15 protein-coding genes are annotated in these 16,140 nt (G+C 72.0%); all 15 read right to left on the reverse strand.

Features of this window, described 5'->3' with window-relative positions; translation table 11 throughout:
* The coding region (locus ABT360_RS29630) for a flavodoxin-dependent (E)-4-hydroxy-3-methylbut-2-enyl-diphosphate synthase (protein WP_351823112.1) at positions 1–182 on the reverse strand (182 nt) is incomplete at its 3' end.
* 4 nt (positions 183–186) lie between these two features.
* Complete coding sequence (hpnH, locus tag ABT360_RS29635; RefSeq protein ID WP_351823115.1) at positions 187–1,209, reverse strand: adenosyl-hopene transferase HpnH; 1,023 nt, start codon at positions 1,207–1,209, stop codon at positions 187–189.
* 5 nt (positions 1,210–1,214) lie between these two features.
* A complete protein-coding gene (locus ABT360_RS29640) occupies positions 1,215–1,907 on the reverse strand; it encodes a phosphorylase family protein (protein ID WP_351823118.1) in 693 nt (230 codons plus the stop codon).
* The gene (shc, locus tag ABT360_RS29645) at positions 1,907–3,919 is read right to left on the reverse strand and encodes a squalene--hopene cyclase (RefSeq protein WP_351823120.1); all 2,013 of its coding nucleotides are present in this window, start codon (positions 3,917–3,919) and stop codon (positions 1,907–1,909) included. Before shc ends, ABT360_RS29640 begins: the two co-directional genes overlap by 1 nt.
* 114 nt (positions 3,920–4,033) lie before the next feature.
* The gene (locus tag ABT360_RS29650; protein WP_351823123.1) at positions 4,034–5,134 is read right to left on the reverse strand and encodes a polyprenyl synthetase family protein; all 1,101 of its coding nucleotides are present in this window, start codon (positions 5,132–5,134) and stop codon (positions 4,034–4,036) included.
* Positions 5,131–6,531: a hydroxysqualene dehydroxylase HpnE gene (hpnE, locus tag ABT360_RS29655; RefSeq protein ID WP_351823126.1), complete on the reverse strand. Its 1,401-nt coding sequence runs from the start codon at positions 6,529–6,531 to the stop codon at positions 5,131–5,133. Before hpnE ends, ABT360_RS29650 begins: the two co-directional genes overlap by 4 nt.
* Before the next feature lie 104 nt (positions 6,532–6,635).
* Positions 6,636–7,586: a presqualene diphosphate synthase HpnD gene (gene hpnD / locus ABT360_RS29660; protein ID WP_351823129.1), complete on the reverse strand. Its 951-nt coding sequence runs from the start codon at positions 7,584–7,586 to the stop codon at positions 6,636–6,638.
* Positions 7,583–8,488 carry a squalene synthase HpnC gene (hpnC, locus tag ABT360_RS29665; protein ID WP_351823132.1) on the reverse strand — a complete coding sequence of 302 codons (906 nt, stop codon included), beginning with the start codon at positions 8,486–8,488 and terminating at the stop codon, positions 7,583–7,585. The genes hpnD and hpnC overlap by 4 nt, the downstream gene beginning before the upstream one ends.
* Positions 8,489–8,912: 424 nt before the next feature.
* Positions 8,913–9,725, reverse strand: a complete 813-nt coding sequence (locus ABT360_RS29670) for an ABC transporter ATP-binding protein (protein WP_351823135.1) — start codon at positions 9,723–9,725, stop codon at positions 8,913–8,915.
* Positions 9,718–10,647 carry an ABC transporter permease gene (locus tag ABT360_RS29675; RefSeq protein WP_351823142.1) on the reverse strand — a complete coding sequence of 310 codons (930 nt, stop codon included), beginning with the start codon at positions 10,645–10,647 and terminating at the stop codon, positions 9,718–9,720. Before ABT360_RS29675 ends, ABT360_RS29670 begins: the two co-directional genes overlap by 8 nt.
* 117 nt (positions 10,648–10,764) lie before the next feature.
* Positions 10,765–11,673: a glycosyltransferase family 2 protein gene (locus ABT360_RS29680; protein WP_351823145.1), complete on the reverse strand. Its 909-nt coding sequence runs from the start codon at positions 11,671–11,673 to the stop codon at positions 10,765–10,767.
* A gap of 8 nt (positions 11,674–11,681) precedes the next feature.
* Positions 11,682–12,461: a CDP-alcohol phosphatidyltransferase family protein gene (locus ABT360_RS29685; RefSeq protein WP_351823148.1), complete on the reverse strand. Its 780-nt coding sequence runs from the start codon at positions 12,459–12,461 to the stop codon at positions 11,682–11,684.
* Positions 12,439–13,500, reverse strand: coding sequence for an iron-containing alcohol dehydrogenase family protein (locus ABT360_RS29690; protein WP_344362824.1), 1,062 nt, complete (start codon positions 13,498–13,500; stop codon positions 12,439–12,441). Before ABT360_RS29690 ends, ABT360_RS29685 begins: the two co-directional genes overlap by 23 nt.
* On the reverse strand, positions 13,488–14,222 hold the full coding sequence (locus tag ABT360_RS29695; protein ID WP_351823153.1) for a phosphocholine cytidylyltransferase family protein: 735 nt from the start codon (positions 14,220–14,222) through the stop codon (positions 13,488–13,490). The genes ABT360_RS29690 and ABT360_RS29695 overlap by 13 nt, the downstream gene beginning before the upstream one ends.
* Entirely contained in the window at positions 14,219–16,132 is a 1,914-nt protein-coding gene (locus ABT360_RS29700) for a DUF5941 domain-containing protein (protein WP_444852347.1), read from the reverse strand. Before ABT360_RS29700 ends, ABT360_RS29695 begins: the two co-directional genes overlap by 4 nt.
* Between the last annotated feature and the right edge of the window lie 8 nt (positions 16,133–16,140).

The following is a 16,140-nucleotide window of genomic DNA, read 5'->3' on the forward strand; positions in this document are numbered from 1 at the left end:
TCGGCGATCTGCTGGAGCGTGGCACCGATGTCCGACGTCCTCGTGGTGGTCATCGACTGCACCGACACGGGCGCGTCACCACCGACGGCCACCGACCCGACCCGGATGCGCCGGGAGGCCCGGCGCACGGCGATCGGCCGGGGCGGCGGCGCGGGCAGCCCGAGACCCACGGGCTCCGGCATCACCTCACCCCCGGCTTCCGGAGACCGTCTCACGGGCGGCGCGCAGGGACTCCTTGAGCGAGCCCATGGTGGCGAGGACGGCGGTCGGCTCGTAACCGCAGTGGGCCATGCAGTTGGCGCAGCGCGGGTCCTTGCCCCGGCCGTACTTGTCCCAGTCCGTCTCCTCGATGAGCTGCCGGTACGTCGGGACGTAACCGTCCGCCATCAGGTAGCAGGGCCGCTGCCAGCCGAAGAGCGAGTAGTTGGGGATCGCCCAGGCGGTGCAGGGGAAGTCGGCCTTGCCCTCCAGGAAGTCCAGGAAGAGCGGTGAGTGGTTCAGCCGCCAGCGCCGCCGGTTGCCGCCCGCGAAGGACTTCCGGAACAGCTCGCGGGTCTGCTCGACGCCCAGGAAGTGCTCCTGGTCGGGCGCCTTCTCGTAGGCGTAGGCGGGCGAGATCATCATCTCGTCGACCTTCAGGTCGTCGTTGAGGAAGTTGAGCACCTCGATGACGGTCTGCGGGGTGTCGGTGTTGAAGAAGGTGGAATTGGTGGTGACCCGGAAGCCCCGGCGCTTGGCCTCCTTGATGGCCTCCACCGCCTCGTCGAACACCCCCTCCTTGGCGACCGACTCGTCATGCCGTTCACGCAGACCGTCGATGTGCACGGCGAAGGCGAAGTACGGCGAAGGCGTGAACTTCTCGATCTTCTTGCGCAGCAGCAGGGCGTTGGTGCAGAGGAACACGTACTTCTTCTTGGCGACCAGCTGGCGCACGATCTCGTCGATCTGCGGGTGCATCAGGGGCTCGCCGCCCGCGATGGACACCATCGGCGCACCGGACTCCAGGACCGCTCCGACCGCCTGGGCGACCGGCATGCGCTGCTTCAGGACCCCGGCCGGGTGCTGGATCTTGCCGCAGCCCTCGCATGCGAGGTTGCACGCGTACAGCGGCTCCAGTTCGACGATGAGCGGGAACTTCTGCCGCTTGCGCAGCTTCTGTTCGAAGAGATACGTCCCTACCCGGATGGTCTGGCGAAGCGGCATGGCCATCTGGCTCACCTCCTGGGGAGCAGCAAAGAACGGTGCCATTCAAAGAAAGCGGGCAATACCGAACGGAGAACACGGAAGGCCGATATTCCCCCGCGCACCGTGCCGATGCGGACGAGCTCGTGCTCCGGAGCGTCCACGATCACCCGTACGGCCGCTACCGGGCGGGACCGGACGCCCGTGCTCAGCGCGCTGCGCAGGGTGGCGGCGGACTCCATGTCGACCGCGATCGCCCCCGTGCCGCGCAACTGGGCCCGTTCCTGACCGCGTACGACGTGGTCGGAGCCGGTCAGCGGGCCGGTGTGCACCGTGCGGCCGGGAACCGCCCGCGCCAGCGCCTGGACCAGCAGCTCCGTGCCCGTGCAGGGGGTGGAGCCGCCGGGGCCACGGGTCTCGTCGGCGACGACCAGGTCGCCCGGGTGCATGCCCGGCTCCAGCCCGGCGCAGAAGCCGGACGCGACGACCGCGGCACCGCGCAGCTCCCCGCCCTCCAGCGCCCGGGTGACGGCCCGCTGGGCGTTCGCCGGACCCATGCCGGTGCGGAGCACGGTGACCGGACCGGGCGACGCCCCTCCGTGGCGGCGGCGGCCGCTGCGCAGCGCGAGCTGCTCGATGCCGAGCGCGCAGGCGATCAGCATCGGCGCCGCGTCCGGTGGTGAGGGAGTGTGAGCGGAACCGGGGGGCTCCGGTTCTGCCGCCATCAAGCCCCCTTGCCGAGCCGGCCGACCACCGGTTCGCCGTTGACGTACCGGCCGAGCGCGGTCAGCGGGAAGACCTGCCGGTACAGGTGGTAGTTGATGGAGAAGTCCCAGGGGAAGCCGGTGCCGGTGAAGTACGGCTCGTCCCAGGAGCCGTCCTCCCGCTGGGTCTCGGCGAGCCACATGACGCCGCGCTCCACGGCCTTGGACTCCTGCTCCCCGGCCGCCAGCAGGGCCATCAGCGCCCACGCCGTCTGCGAGGCGGTGGAGGCGCCGTGGCCGATCCACTCCTGCTCCCGGTAGGAGCGCAGGTCCTCGCCCCAGCCCCCGTCGTCGTTCTGGACCGACTCCAGCCAGGCGACGGCCCGGCGGACGGCCGGGTGCGAGGTGGGCAACCCGGCGGCGGTGAGGGCCGGCACCACAGAGCCGGTTCCGTAGACGTAGTTGACGCCCCAGCGCCCGAACCAGGCGCCGCTCGCCTCCTGTTCGGCCAGCAGCCAGGCGATCCCCCGGCGGGTGCGGGGGTGACGGGCCTTGCCCTCGTGGGCCAGCATCTCCACCACGTGCGCGGTGACGTCGGCGGACGGGGGGTCGATGACCTCGCCGAAGTCGCAGAACGGCAGCCGGTTGGGGAAGGGGCTGGTGTTGTCGGCGTCGAAGGCACCCCAGGCGCCGTCGCGCGACTGCATGCCAACGGTCCAGTTGGCGCCGCGCCGGATCGCCGCCTCGATCTGCTCCGGGTGCGGGTGCTTGACGCGGCGCAGCGCGAGGATGACCTCGGCGGTGTCGTCGATGTCCGGGTAGTTGTCGTTGTGGAACTCGAACGCCCAGCCGCCGGGGGTGAGTCCGGGTCGGCGGACGGCCCAGTCGCCGGGGCGGACGATCTCCTCGCCGAGCATCCAGTCGGCCGCCTTGACGAGGGCCGGGTGGTCGGGGCGGAGCCCCGCGTCGGCCAGGGCGATGGTGGCGAGGCAGGTGTCCCAGACGGGTGACTGGCAGGCCTCGATCATGCGGGCGCCGTCGTCGCGCCAGACGGCGAACCGGTCGAGCGACTCCAGGCCCGCGCGCATCACCGGGTGCCCCAGGTCGTAACCCAGCAGGTGGAGAGCGATGAGGGAGTAGACGGCGGGTGGCTGGATGCCGCCCCAGCAGCCGTCGTTCTCCTGCCGTTCGACGATCCAGCGGGCGGCGGTGTTCATCGCCGCCTTGCGCAGCCACCGCGGGGCGACCTGGTGGTAGGCGTGCAGGGCCTTGTCGAGCCGCTGGAAGGCGCCTTCCCAACTCCGCGAGGGGGCCAGGGCGTTGGGCGGATTGGGGACCCGGGGGTCGGTGTGCAGTTCGTCGAGCGTGAACGGCGCGGGGCGGACGGGCCGTTTGGCGGAGACGACGCTGAGCGGCACGATGGTCTGCCGGGCCCAGCACCCGAAGTCGTAGATGTTGAGGGGGAACCACTTCGGCAGGAGGATCAGCTCGGGCGGCAGCTCGGGCAGGTCCTCCCACTTCCACCAGCCGAACAGTGCCAGCCAGATGCGAGTGAAGACGCGGGCCGAGGCGATGCCGCCCTGGTCGCGGACCCAGGCGGCGGCGCGGGCCATGTGCGGCTCGTCGGGCCGGTCGCCGGCCAGGCGCAGCGCGACGTACGCCTCGACGGTGGCGGACAGCTCGCCGGGCCCGCCGTAGAAGGTGGCCCAGGTGCCGTCCTCGCGCTGCTCGCCGCGGATGTGGAGGGCGGCGGCGTGGGTGGTCGCCTCGTCCTGGATGCCGAGGAACTGCCTCAGCAGGAGGTCCTCTGCGTCCATGGTGACGTTGGTTTCCAGGTCGCCCTTCCACCAGCCCTCGTCGTCCTGGTGGGCGAGGAGGTGTTCGATGGCGCGCTGGGCGGCCCGCGCGGCGACGTCCCGTACGTCACTCGCGGCGGGGGTCGTGGTGGTGGTCGTCGTCCCGGTGGTGGTTCCGGTGGCCGAGGGGGCATGGGGCTCCAGGGCCCCGGTGCTTCCGTCGGTCGTCGCTGTCATGGCTTCCCCTTCGTGCAGTTGGTGTTCTGCGGCTGCGGGTGGGCCGTCGGCCGGTGCGGGGCACCGGCCGGCGACTAGCGATTCATATGGTGCGGGTGATGGTCCCGATGGTGGTCATCGCTTTCGTACGACGACGAAGTCCGCGAGCGCGGTGAGCTGCGCGCGGACCCGTTCCGGCATGTCGACTCGGTGCAGCGCCTCGATCGCGACGGCGTGCTGCCGGCGGGCCTCCTCGGAGGTCCACTCCCGGCCGCCCGCCTCCTCGATGAGGGCGGCGCGCATGGCGAACTCCTCCTCGGAGAAGCTGTCGAGGTCGGGGTTCTTGGCGTCGGCCGTCAGCAGTTCCCCGAGGCGCTCGGAGGCCGGTCCGCCCGCGGCGAGCGCGGCGACGACGGGCAGGGACTTCTTGCGCTGGCGCAGGTCGCTCCAGGTCTGCTTGCCCGTGGCGTCCGGGTCGCCCCAGATGCCGAGCAGGTCGTCGACGGCCTGGAAGGCGAGGCCCAGGTGGTAGCCGTACGCCTCCAGGGTGTCGGCGACGCGGTCGTCGGCGCCGCCGAGGACGGCGCCGATGGAGCAGGCGCAGGCGAGCAGGGCACCGGTCTTGTTGCCCTCCATCTCCAGGCACTCCTCGACGGTGACCCGCTCGCGGTGCTCGTATGAGATGTCCTGGGCCTGGCCGTCGATGAGCTTGCGGCTGGCCGTGGTCAGCCGGCGGGTGGCGCGGCCGGCCTCGACGGTGCCGAGCTCCAGCAGCAGCTCGTTGGCGAGCGCGAAGAGGGCGTCGCCGACGAGGATGGCCTGCGCCGGGCCGTGGACCTTCCATACGGTGTCGCGGTGGCGGCGCTGCTCGTCGCCGTCCATCAGGTCGTCGTGCAGCAGGGAGAAGTTGTGCACGAGCTCCACGGCGACCGCGCCGGGGATGCCGGTCTCGGGCGGCGCGCCCGCCGCCTCGGCCGACAGCAGGGCGAGGGCGGGGCGCACGGCCTTGCCGCTGTCGCCGTCGGCGGGCCGGCCGTGGGCGTCGATCCAGCCGAAGTGGTAGGCGGCCACGGTGTCCATGGGCGGCGCGAGCCGCTTCACGGCCGTGCGCAGCACCGGGGTGGACATGGTCCGGCCCCGCTCCAGCAGCGCGGTGACGTCCGCGGTGTCGACGGCCGGTTTCACCGGGGGCACAGTCGGCACGGTCTCTCCTCTGGTTCCAGTACTCAGGCTCATGCCGCCTCCTCGAGCGGATGTACATGGGGGCGGCCGAGGGCCGAGAGCGCTGCGCCCGCGGCGGTGAAACCGCTGCGTACCGCGCCCTCCATGGTCGCGGGCCAGCCGGTGGCGGTCCACGCGCCGGCCAGGTGGAGGCCCGGCGCGTTGGTGCGGGCGCCGGGCCGCAGCCGTCCGACGCCGGGGGCGGGGGCGAACGTCGCCGTCCGCTCCCGGGTGACGAAGAAGTCCCGCACCTTCGCGCCGCGTGCCGCCGGCAGCAGTCGCTCGAGTTCGGGCAGGTAGCGCTCGCGGAGCACCGAGACGGGCTCGTCGATCTCGTCCTCGGCGGCCGACTGGGACAGGGCCAGGTACTGGCCGTCGGTGTATCCGGAGGCGTCCGTGCGGTCGAAGACCCACTGGACCGGCGAGCCGAGCGCGGCGAAGAACGGGCGGCGCAGCACCTTGCGGTCGTAGAGGACGTGGACGTTGAGGATGGGGGCCGTTCCGATGTCGAGCAGCTTGCCGGGGTCGTCCAGGGCACCCGGCGGCAGCAGGTCGTGGGCCTCGCGCTGCGGTACGGCGAGGACGACGGTGTCGGCCTCCAGCCGCTCGCCGGGCACGTCGACGGCCCAGCGGCCGTGTGCGCTCGGCAGGACGGCGCTGACCTTGGCGCGCAGTTCGGTGCGTACGCCGGCGGCGTCCAGCTCCTTGCGGGCGAGGGTGTCGTGCAGCTCGCCGAGCGGGACGTGCGCCCAGCCGATGTCGGCGGCGCCGGGGTCGGTGAGCAGGGCGGTCTTGAAGACCATGGCCGCCAGGCCCATGGAGGAGCGCGGGGCGACGGCGTTGAGGGTGGCGACGCCGATCAGGTCCCACAGCGCTTCGACCGCACGCTCGGACTGGCCCTGGCGGGCGAGCCAGGTGGCGAAGTCGATGCCGTCGAGGGCGGGGTCGGCCGGGTCGAGCTTCTTCAGGGCGAGGGCGGCACGGCCGACACCGGCGCGCTCGGCGAGCGAGAGGTGCGGGTACCCGGCGAGGCTCGCGGCGAGGTGGAGCGGCACCGGGAGCGCGGCGCGGCGCAGCCGGCCGAGGCGGGGGCCGCGCGGGTGGGCGACGTCGAGGACGGGGACGTCGAGGCGGCGCTGGAGGGGGGCGAGGTGGGCGCCGCCGACGCGGTCGAGGAACCAGCGGTAGGCGGTGCAGCAGCGGAGGTAGACGTGCTGGCCGTTGTCGACGGTGAGGTCGCCGCGCTTGAAGGAGAAGGCGAGGCCGCCGAGGCGTGGACGGCCTTCCAGGAGCGTGACGCGCAGTCCGGAGTCGGCCAGGCGCAGGGCGGCGGTGACGCCGGCGAGACCGCCGCCGACGACCACGGCGTGGCCTTGCGCGGCGAGGCCCGGTGTCAGGTCGTCGTCGCTCATGCGGTCTCCCGTCGGGTCGGCGCAGTCAGGGACGCGGGGCGGTGGAGGAGGGTTGCGCGCCGATTCTGCCGGTTCGTCGGCCGGGAAGCGGGCATGGTGGCCATCTAGGCGCGCCTCCTGACGTGCTGCCGGGAGACGGTACGGGCGTCGAGGCCGGAAAGGCCGCGTACGGCGACGTACGCCTTCTCGTGTCCGGGGAGGGAGACACGGCCGCGCAGGACGGCCTCGGGGTCGCGCTCGATGCGGTCGAGGAGGCGGCGGTAGATGCCGGCCATGGCGGCGACGCAGGCGCCGCTGCGCCGGTCGAGCATGGGCAGCAGCCGGTAGCCCTCGGCGAACAGGGCGCGGGCGCGGCGGACTTCGTAGTGGACGAGGCCGGTGAAGTCGGCACCCGGGGGCGGGGTGGTGGTGCGGAATCCGTCGGAGCAGCCGAACTTGGCCAGGTCGTCGGCCGGCAGGTAGGTGCGTCCGGTTCCGGCGTCTTCGCGAACGTCGCGGAGGATGTTGGTGAGTTGGAGCGCGAGGCCGAGTGTATCGGCGTACTCGGGGGCGCGTGCCGCGCCGCGTGCGCCGGGCGTGGTGCCGAAGATGGAGAGGGACAGCCTGCCGATGGCGCCCGCGACGCACCGGCAGTAGACCTTGAGGTCGTCCCAGGTCTCGTAGGTCTCGCCGCGCACGTCCATCAGGACGCCGTCGATGAGCTCGTCGAGGCCGCCGAGCGGCAGCGGGAAGCGGCGTGCGGTGTCGGCGAGCGCGACGGCCACCGGATCGGTGTCGTCCTCGTCGACGGCGTCCTTGCGGATCCGGTCGAGCAGCTCGCGGGTGGTTTCGAGCCGGTCCGCCTTGGCCTCGGGGGCGAGGGCCCCGTCGCCGATGTCATCGACACGCCGGGAGAAGGCGTACAGCGCCGACATGGCCTGCCGCTTCCCGGTCGGCAGGAGCCGGATGCCGTAGGCGAAGTTGCGGGCCTGCTGTCCGGTGACGGCTTCGCAGTAGCCGTAGGCGGCCGCCACCGGCGCGGACATCTCCGTCTGTCCTTCCACGGTCCCGCTCACCCCTCTCTGCGCGCTCTGCGCAACACGGTTCCCGCTTCGCGCAGCAGGTTCGGTCTGGTGGCCTTGGGCGGTCCGGGGAGTACGTCGTGTCCGGCGGCGGCGATCGCGTCGAGGGCGGCGTGACCGCCGGCGACGAAGCCGGCGAGGAGGAGCCGGAGCCTGCCCCGGACGCTCCCCACGAGGGGGATCCCGTCGTCCAGGAGCCGGCGGGCGCGTTCGGCCTCGTACGCGACGAGGGCGCGCACCGACGCGCCGCCGGTGGGGCGGGCCAGGTCGGCCTCCGTGACGTGGAACCGTTTCATGTCCTCGGCCGGGAGGTAGATCCGGTCCTGGGCGAGGTCCTCGGCGACGTCCTGGAGGTGTTCGACGATCTGGAGGGCGGTGCAGACGGCGTCGGAGCGGCGGAGGCGTTCGGGGCTGGTGGTGCCGGTGATGGCCAGGACGAGGCGGCCGACGGGGTTGGCGGAGAGCTCGCAGTAGGCGACCAGGTCCTCGTACGTCCCGTAGCGCCGCACCAGCTGGTCCTGGCGGTTGGCCTCGATCAGGCCGAGGAACGGCTCGGGGGTGAGCGCGTGGCGCCGCACGGTGGGCTGGAGGGCGCGCAGCAGCGGGTGGGACGGGGCGCCGTCGAAGACCAGCCGGAGGTCGGCCTCGAAGGCGTCGAGGAGGGCGAGCCGGTCCGTTTCACCCTCGGCGCCCAGGTGGCGGGCGTCGGCGCCGCCCGGGGCCAGGTCGCCGTCGCCGATGTCGTCGACGAGGCGGGCGTAGCCGTAGACGGCCATCAGGTCGTCGCGCCAGGCGCGGGGCAGGAAGAAGGGGGCCACGGGGAAGTTCTCGTGCGCGGCCTTGTCGAGTGTGGTGCGTGGGGAGGCGTCGGGGCGCACCTGCCGGGTACCTGTCACTGCGGACTGCCCGGCGCGGGGACGGCGGGACCCTTGCGGAGGCGGGGCTGGGGATTCACCGTCATTGCCGTCACGTCTCCCGTTCTACACTGCCGACCCAAAACATCCCATTTCGGACACGCCGCCGGTCCTGCGGGTGAGGCACGCCCCGGCCCGGTGGGAGGCCCGGGGGATATCGCCCCACTTGCCGCGAATCAGCACCGGTACAGCTTACGTTGTACAACGTCCGGAGCCATGTCGGGGTGTTACACACCCCGGAACGGTCACGCTCTTGGCATCAACAGCCCCGGACAGCACGGGACTTGACCGAAACATGGCATCCGTGCGCAGTGGTCCGACCGCGTGTGCCCGCTTCCGCCCCGCGCCACCGGAAGGGCCCCTGCCGCTCTCCCGCAGGGGCCCTCGTCGGCCGGGTGCGACCGGGCTACCTGCCGGTCTCCTTCTCGTACGCCCTGAGGACCTCGTCCGTGGGGCCGTCCATCAGCAGCTCGCCCTTCTCCAGCCACAGGACGCGGTCGCAGGTGTCCCTGATCGACTTGTTGCTGTGGCTGACCAGGAAGACCGTGCCGGCCTCCTTGCGCAGCTCCCGGATGCGCTGCTCGGAGCGGATCTGGAACTTGCGGTCGCCGGTGGCCAGCGCCTCGTCGATCATCAGGACGTCGTGGTTCTTGGCGGCGGCGATGGCGAACCGGAGACGGGCGCCCATGCCGGAGGAGTACGTCCGCATGGGAAGGGTGATGAAGTCGCCCTTCTCGTTGATGCCGGAGAAGTCGACGATGTCCTGGTAGCGCTCGCGGATCTCCTCGCGCGACATGCCCATGGCCAGCCCGCCGAGGATGACGTTGCGCTCACCGGTCAGGTCGCCCATCAGGGCCGCGTTGACACCCAGCAGCGAGGGCTGGCCGTCGGTGTAGACCTTGCCCTTCTCCGTGGGCAGCAGGCCCGCGATGGCACGCAGCAGGGTCGACTTGCCGGAGCCGTTGGTGCCGATCAGGCCGATGGCCTCGCCCCGGTACGCGGTGAAGGAGACACCGCGCACGGCGTGCACCTTGCGTACGCCGCGGGACTCGGCCTTGTCGCGGCGGAGGATCCGGCTGAGCGCCGCGGTGGCGCTGCCCTTCCCGCCTCCGCCACCGTTGACCCGGTACACGATGTGCACGTCGTCGGCGATGACGGTGGGGATCCGCGCGCCGTCGGCGGCGGCGGTCGCGGTCACGTCGTCGGTGTGCTCAGCCACGGCCGTACCGCTCCTCTGCCTTCCAGAAGTACACGAAACCGGCCACCCCGACCAGGACGGCCCACAGCAGGGCCGCGAGCCAGACGTGCGAGGGCAGGTTCTCCGAGCCGTACCCGTCGATCAGCGCGAACCGGATCAGGTCCATGTAGATGGCCGCCGGGTTGTACATCAGCACGTCGGCGATCCAGGCCGGCTTGTCCTTGAGCATGATCGGGATCGAGAACATCACGCCCGATCCGTACATCCAGGTACGCATGACGAAGGGCATCAGCTGCGCGAGGTCGGGGGTCTTGCTGCCGAGCCGGGCCATGATCAGCGAGAGGCCGACGTTGAAGAGGAACTGCAGCGCCAGCGCCGGGAGGATCAGCAGCCAGCTCAGCGAGGGGTAGCTGCCGAACGCCGCCGCGATCACGAAGAGCACGACCATCGAGAACATCAGCTGCTGGAGCTGCTGGAGCGCGAAGGAAATGGGCAGGGAGGCCCGGGGGAAGTGCAGCGCCCGCACCAGTCCCAGATTGCCCGAGATCGCCCGCACGCCGGACATGACGGAGGTCTGCGTGAACATGAACACGAAGACACCCGTCACCAGGAACGGGATGTAGACCTCCTTGTCCATGCCGCGGCCGGCGTTCAGGATCAGGCCGAAGATGAGGAAGTACACCGCCGCGTTGAGCAGCGGGGTCGCCACCTGCCAGAGCTGGCCGAGCTTGGCCTGGCTGTACTGCGCCGTGAGCTTCGCCTGGGAGAAGGCCAGGATGAAGTGACGGCGCCCCCACAGCTGCCGGACGTACTCGGCCAGACCGGGCCGGGCACCGCTGACCGACAGGCCGTACTTGGCGGCCAGTTCCGCCGGGGACAGGCCCGCGTCCGGAGATGGCGGGGCGGTCACGGCGATCGCTCCGTCATGGGTTGTCTCACTCACAAGTTGAAACTTTCGTGTCCAAGATGCGCGGCAGATAGGGGGCGGGCGGGTCAGGTGGCGGCCGGGCCCCGGTTGCCCCGTGCTTGTCGGTGACGAGCTTGTCAGATTCCGAGCTTGTCAGATGACGGGTGGGCGACCCAGTCTCGTCAGGCGCCACACCGTACGCCACTTCATGGGCCGGCGCGGCCCGCACGGAGACGTCCAGCCCTCCTTGAACCCGCCGAACCAGGCCTTGAGCGCCGGCATCGAGGGGCGCCGGGCCAGCGTGAGCAGCAGCCAGACGCCGAGGTAGAGCGGCACCAGGGGCGCGGGCAGGTTGCGGCGGGCCAGCCAGACGCGGTTGCGGGCGATCATGCGGTGGTAGACGGCGTGCCGGGAGGGCGCGGTCGTCGGGTGGAAGAGGACCATGTCCGCGCGGTAGTCGATCATCCAGCCGGCGTCGAGCGCCCGCCAGGCGAGGTCGGTCTCCTCGTGCGCGTAGAAGAACTCGTCCGGCAGTCCGCCCACCTCGGCCAGCACCTTCGTGCGGACGGCGTTGGCGCCGCCGAGGAAGGTCGTCACGCGCGAGGAGCGCATCGGGTCCGAGGCGCGCAGCCTGGGCACGTGCCGGCGCTGGGTGACGCCGGTGTCCGGGTCGGCGATCCGGAAGCTGATGATGCCCAGCTTCGGGTCGGCGGTGAACGCCTGGCGGATCAGCTCGGCGGTGTCGGTGTGGGGCAGCAGGCCGTCGTCGTCCAGGAAGAGCAGGACGTCCACGTCGGTGCCGCCGGGGCCGAACGCCTCGATGCCGACGTTGCGGCCGCCGGGGATGCCCAGGTTCTCCGGGAGGTCGATGGTGCGTACGCCGTCGGGGACGCCCGTGACGGGGGCGCCGTTGCCGACGACGACGACCTCGATCGGCTCGCCGTCCTGCTTGCGGACGGACTCGATGAGCGCGCGGAGGTCGTCGGGGCGGTTGCCCATGGTGATGATGACGGCGCCCAATTTTCGGGGATACGGGGCTCGTCCCCCGGGGGACTGGGGCATCGGCGTCCTCACTTGAGCCTGCTCGACGCGAGGATGGAGACGAGGTGCAGCACGGTCTGGAGCAGCGCGATGCCGGCCAGGACCGCGACGCCGAGGCGGGAGAAGTACAGGTCGCCGCGGACCGTGTCCAGGACCGCCAGGACCACGATGAGCAGGGACGCCTCGATACCGAGGACGAGCCGGTGGAACTTCAGCGCCGCGGCGGCCTTGCGGGCCAGCGCCATCCCCGACGAGCGGGGCTCGGCGGCCGACTCCTTGACCGGCGGCAGGCCGCCCTGGTGGCGGGCGACGCCGACGAGGTCGGTCTCGGCCTTGATCAGGATGGCGCCGAGGGCGGCGAGGGTGCCGAGGAAGGCCCACAGCCAGTCGATCCGCCCGCTGCCCCACAGGTCGGCGGCGCGCAGGCCGAAACCGACCAGCACCGCCGCGTCGCACAGGTAGGCACCCACGCGGTCCAGATACACCCCGCCGAGCGAGAACTGCTTCTTCCAGCGCGCGACCTCGCCGTCGACGCAGTCGAGCAGCAGGTAGAGCTGGACCATGAGCGCGCCGAGCAGCGCCCCGGGGATGCCCGGGATCAGCAGCGCGGGGGCGGCGAGGACGCCCGCGAGGGTCATCACGTAGGTCAGCTGGTTCGGGGTGACCTTGGTGGTGACCAGCAGGCGGGTGATGCGCAGCGAGATCTCGCGCATGTACAGGCGGCCGCCCCAGTGCTCACCGCTTCGACGGTCCTTCACTCCGGCCGGATGGACGACCGGGCGGAGTTCAGCTACGGATGGTCTTGGCATAGTCGGCGTACGCGTCCCTGATCTGGTCGGTGGACAGGTCGAGGTGCTCGAGGATGGTGAAGCGCCCGGGGCGGGTCTGCGGCGCGTACTCCACGGCCGCCACGAACTCGTCCGCGGAGAACCCGATCTCCTCGGGCAGCACCGGCATTCCGTGCCGGCGCAGGACCTCGGCGAAGAGCCCTGACTGCTCGTGGGCGCCTCGCAGGTGCATCGCGAAGGCGGCGCCGAGTCCGACCTGCTCACCGTGGAGCGCGGCGCGCGCCGGGTGCAGCAGGTCGAACGCGTGGGAGATCTCGTGGCAGGCACCCGACGCGGGCCGGGTGTCGCCGCTGATCGACATGGCGATGCCGGTCAGGACGAGGGCCTCGGCCAGCACGATGAGGAACTCGTCGTCGGCGACGGTTCCCGGGTGGCGCAGCACCGATTCGCCCGCCGTACGGGCCATGGCGGCGGCCAGGCCGTCGACCTGTTCCCCCGTGTGCCGGTGGGAGAGTTCCCAGTCGGCGATGGCCGAGATGTTCGAGATCGCGTCTCCGATGCCGGAGCGGACGAACCGCGCCGGCGCCTCGCGGATGATGTCGAGGTCGATGACCATGGCGATCGGCGAGGGCACGCCGTAGGAACCGCGGCCGTTGTCGTTGTCGAGGGTGGAGACCGGCGAGCAGATGCCGTCGTGCGAGAGGTTCGTCGCGACCGACACCATGGGCACGCCGACCCGCGCGGCGGCGTACTTCGCCACATCGATGATCTTGCCGCCGCCGAGACCGACCACGGCGTCGTAACGCTTGCCCTTTATGGCGTCGGCGAGGCGCACGGCGGAGTCGATGCTGCCGTCGGCGACCGGGTACCAGTCGGCGTCCGGCAGCAGCGGCGCGAGCTTCTCGCGCAGCGCCTGGCCGGAGCCGTTGCTGATCGCCATGGCCAGCTTGCCGGAGGCGGAGATCCGCTGGTCGACCAGGAGGCCGGCCAGGTCGTCCATCGCCCCGCAGCTGATGTCGACGACGACCGGCGAGGGGATGAGCCGGGTCAGTACAGGCACGCGATCTCACGGCCCTTCGCGAGGTCGTCGTGGTTGTCGATCTCGACCCAGCGGACGTCGCCGATGGACTCCACGTCGATCTGGAAGCCGCGGTTGACGAGCTCCTGGTAGCCGTCCTCGTAGTAGAGGTCCGGGTCGCGCTCGAAGGTGGCCTTCAGCGCGTCCGCGAGGGGCTCGGCGGCCTCGGGCTCGATGAGGGTGACACCGATGTACTCGCCGGTGGCGGTGGCGGGGTCCATCAGCTTGGTGATGCGGCGCACGCCCTGGCCGTCGACGATGACCTTCATCTCCTCGTCGGCGAGGCTCTTCACCGTGTCGAGGGCGAGGATGATCTTCTGGCCGTCGCCCCGTGCGGCGAGGAGGTTCTGCTCGACGGAGACCGGGTGCACGGTGTCGCCGTTGGCGAGGATGACGCCCTGCTTCAGGACGTCACGGGCGCACCACAGGGAGTAGGCGTTGTTCCACTCCTCGGCCTTGTCGTTGTCGATGAGGGTGAGCTTCAGGCCGTAGGTGGCCTCCAGCTCCTCCTTGCGCGCGTAGACCGCTTCCTTGCGGTAGCCGACGACGATGGCGGCCTCGGTGAGACCGACGGCGGCGAAGTTGGCGAGGGTGAGGTCGAGGACCGTCTTGTCGCCGTCGACCGGCACGAGGGCCTTCGGGAGCGTGTCGGTGTAGGGGCGCAGACGCCGTCCGGCACCGGCTGCCAGTACGAGGCCGATCATGCGGGTTCTCCTTCGTCATGTACTGCGGGTGCTCCGGAGGACACCCAGAAGCGGATGGACTCCACGAGCACGACCAGCGCGACGGCCACCGCGAGGGCGGTGAGCGCGAGGGTGAAGTGGCTCCCGGTCGCCAGGGCCGAGGCGAGGACCGCCACCACCAGCGTGCGGCCCTCGTGGCCGCCGATCGTCCGCACCAGCCACGCGGGCGGCGCGCCGGTGCCGCCGCGGATGCGGTAGACCGTGTCGTAGTGATGGTAGGCGACGGCCGCCACCAGGCCGAATGCGGCCGGAAGCGCCTGCGGGGCGTCCGAGCGGGCGGCCAGGACCAGGATCGTGACGTACTCCGCGACCCGGAGGACGGGCGGCACGAGCCAGTCGAGGGCACCCTTGAGGGGGCGGGCGACGGCCCCGCCCGCGAACACGGCGTACAGCACGGCGGCCAGAACCGTGAGGGGGCTGCCGAAGGGCTCCAGCAGGGCGAACGCCAGCAGGAGGGCCGCGCCGAGCGCACTGATCAGTGCGGGGGAACGGAGGACGGGGCGGACCCGCGGCCGTCGGGCGGCCCGTGCGACCAGCTCGGCGAGCGGTCCGGAGTCGGCGAGGTCGGCCAGGGCCTGGGCGGCCCGGTCGGTACGGCGGGCCTTACGGGTGAGCGACCGCAGGAGGCGGCCGGCGGTGGTGTAGCAGGCGGCGAAGGCGCAGCCGATGAGCAGGGCCCAGAAGACGACGCGGGGGGTGGTGACGGCCGTCAGCACGGCGATCATGGCCCAGCGTTCGCCGATGGGCAGGACTATCATCCGGCGCGCCCAGACCGTCCAGCCCCTGGCGTCGAGCTTGTCGGACAGCGCGGCGGTCGGGCTGGTGTTCGCCGTCGCGTCGTGGTTGGCCTCGTTGAAGGAGAAGTCCACGACGTGGCGGCAGGTCTGCAGGACCATCGCGCCCAGCGCCAGCGCCCAGACGTCGTCCCCGCCGCGTGCGGCGCCGAGGGCGAGGCCCGCGTAGTAGGCGTACTCCTTGGCCCGGTCGAACGTCGCGTCCAGCCAGGCGCCCATCGTCGAGTACTGCAGCGAGTAGCGGGCGAGCTGCCCGTCGGTGCAGTCCAGCACGAAGGAGAAGAGGAGCAGCAGCCCCGCGGCGACGTACCCGCCGCGCGTGCCGGTCGCCGCGCATCCGGCCGCGACGAGCGCGGTGAGGAGGGAGGCGGTGGTGACCTGGTTGGGCGTGAGGCCCCGGCGGGCGCACCAGCGGGCGATGTAGCGCGAGTACGGGCTGATGAAGAACGTGGTGAAGAAACCGTCACGCGCCTTCACGGCGGAGCGGAGGCGCACGGCCTCGTCGTCGACGGCCTCGACGGCGTCCCGGGTCTCCTTGCGGCTCTGCGGATCGACGGGCACAGCGGCGACCAGCGAACCGAGCTCGGGCCGGTGCACCTGGACTCCGTCGGCCGCCAGCGCCTCGGCGAGGCGGTCGGGGAGGGTGACGATGCCCTGGTCCGGGTTGCGGCGTCCGGTCGGCGTGGCCGCGATGGCCGCGGTGGCGGCCTCGGCGGTCCGGGGGGCCCGCGCCTGCGGCGCCGTGCCGGTCGGGGCGGCGGGGTCCTGCGTGCCGCCGACCGCCGGGGTGGCCGCGGTGGCTTCGTCTGCCGTGGCGGCGGACGAGCCGGTCGCGGCGGTGCCGGACCGGCCGGATGCCGTCCCGCCACCGGCGGCGGCCTGTCCGGTGGCGGCGCCGCCGGCCGCGCCGGGCGCCGGGGCGGCGTTCCCGGCGGCGGGGGTGGCGGACGTCACGGGCGTCAGCGCGCGGGTCAGGGCGGGGCGGGCCTCCGGCCCGGCCGTGAGGGCTCCGGGGACCGTGGCGGCGGGGAAGCGGGGGTCCGTCAGGGCGAGGCGCAGTGCGTGGACGTGACCCACGAACCGCG

Source organism: Streptomyces sp. NPDC000229 (genome assembly GCF_040300825.1).
In the GTDB taxonomy this organism is placed as follows: Bacteria; Actinomycetota; Actinomycetes; order Streptomycetales; family Streptomycetaceae; genus Streptomyces.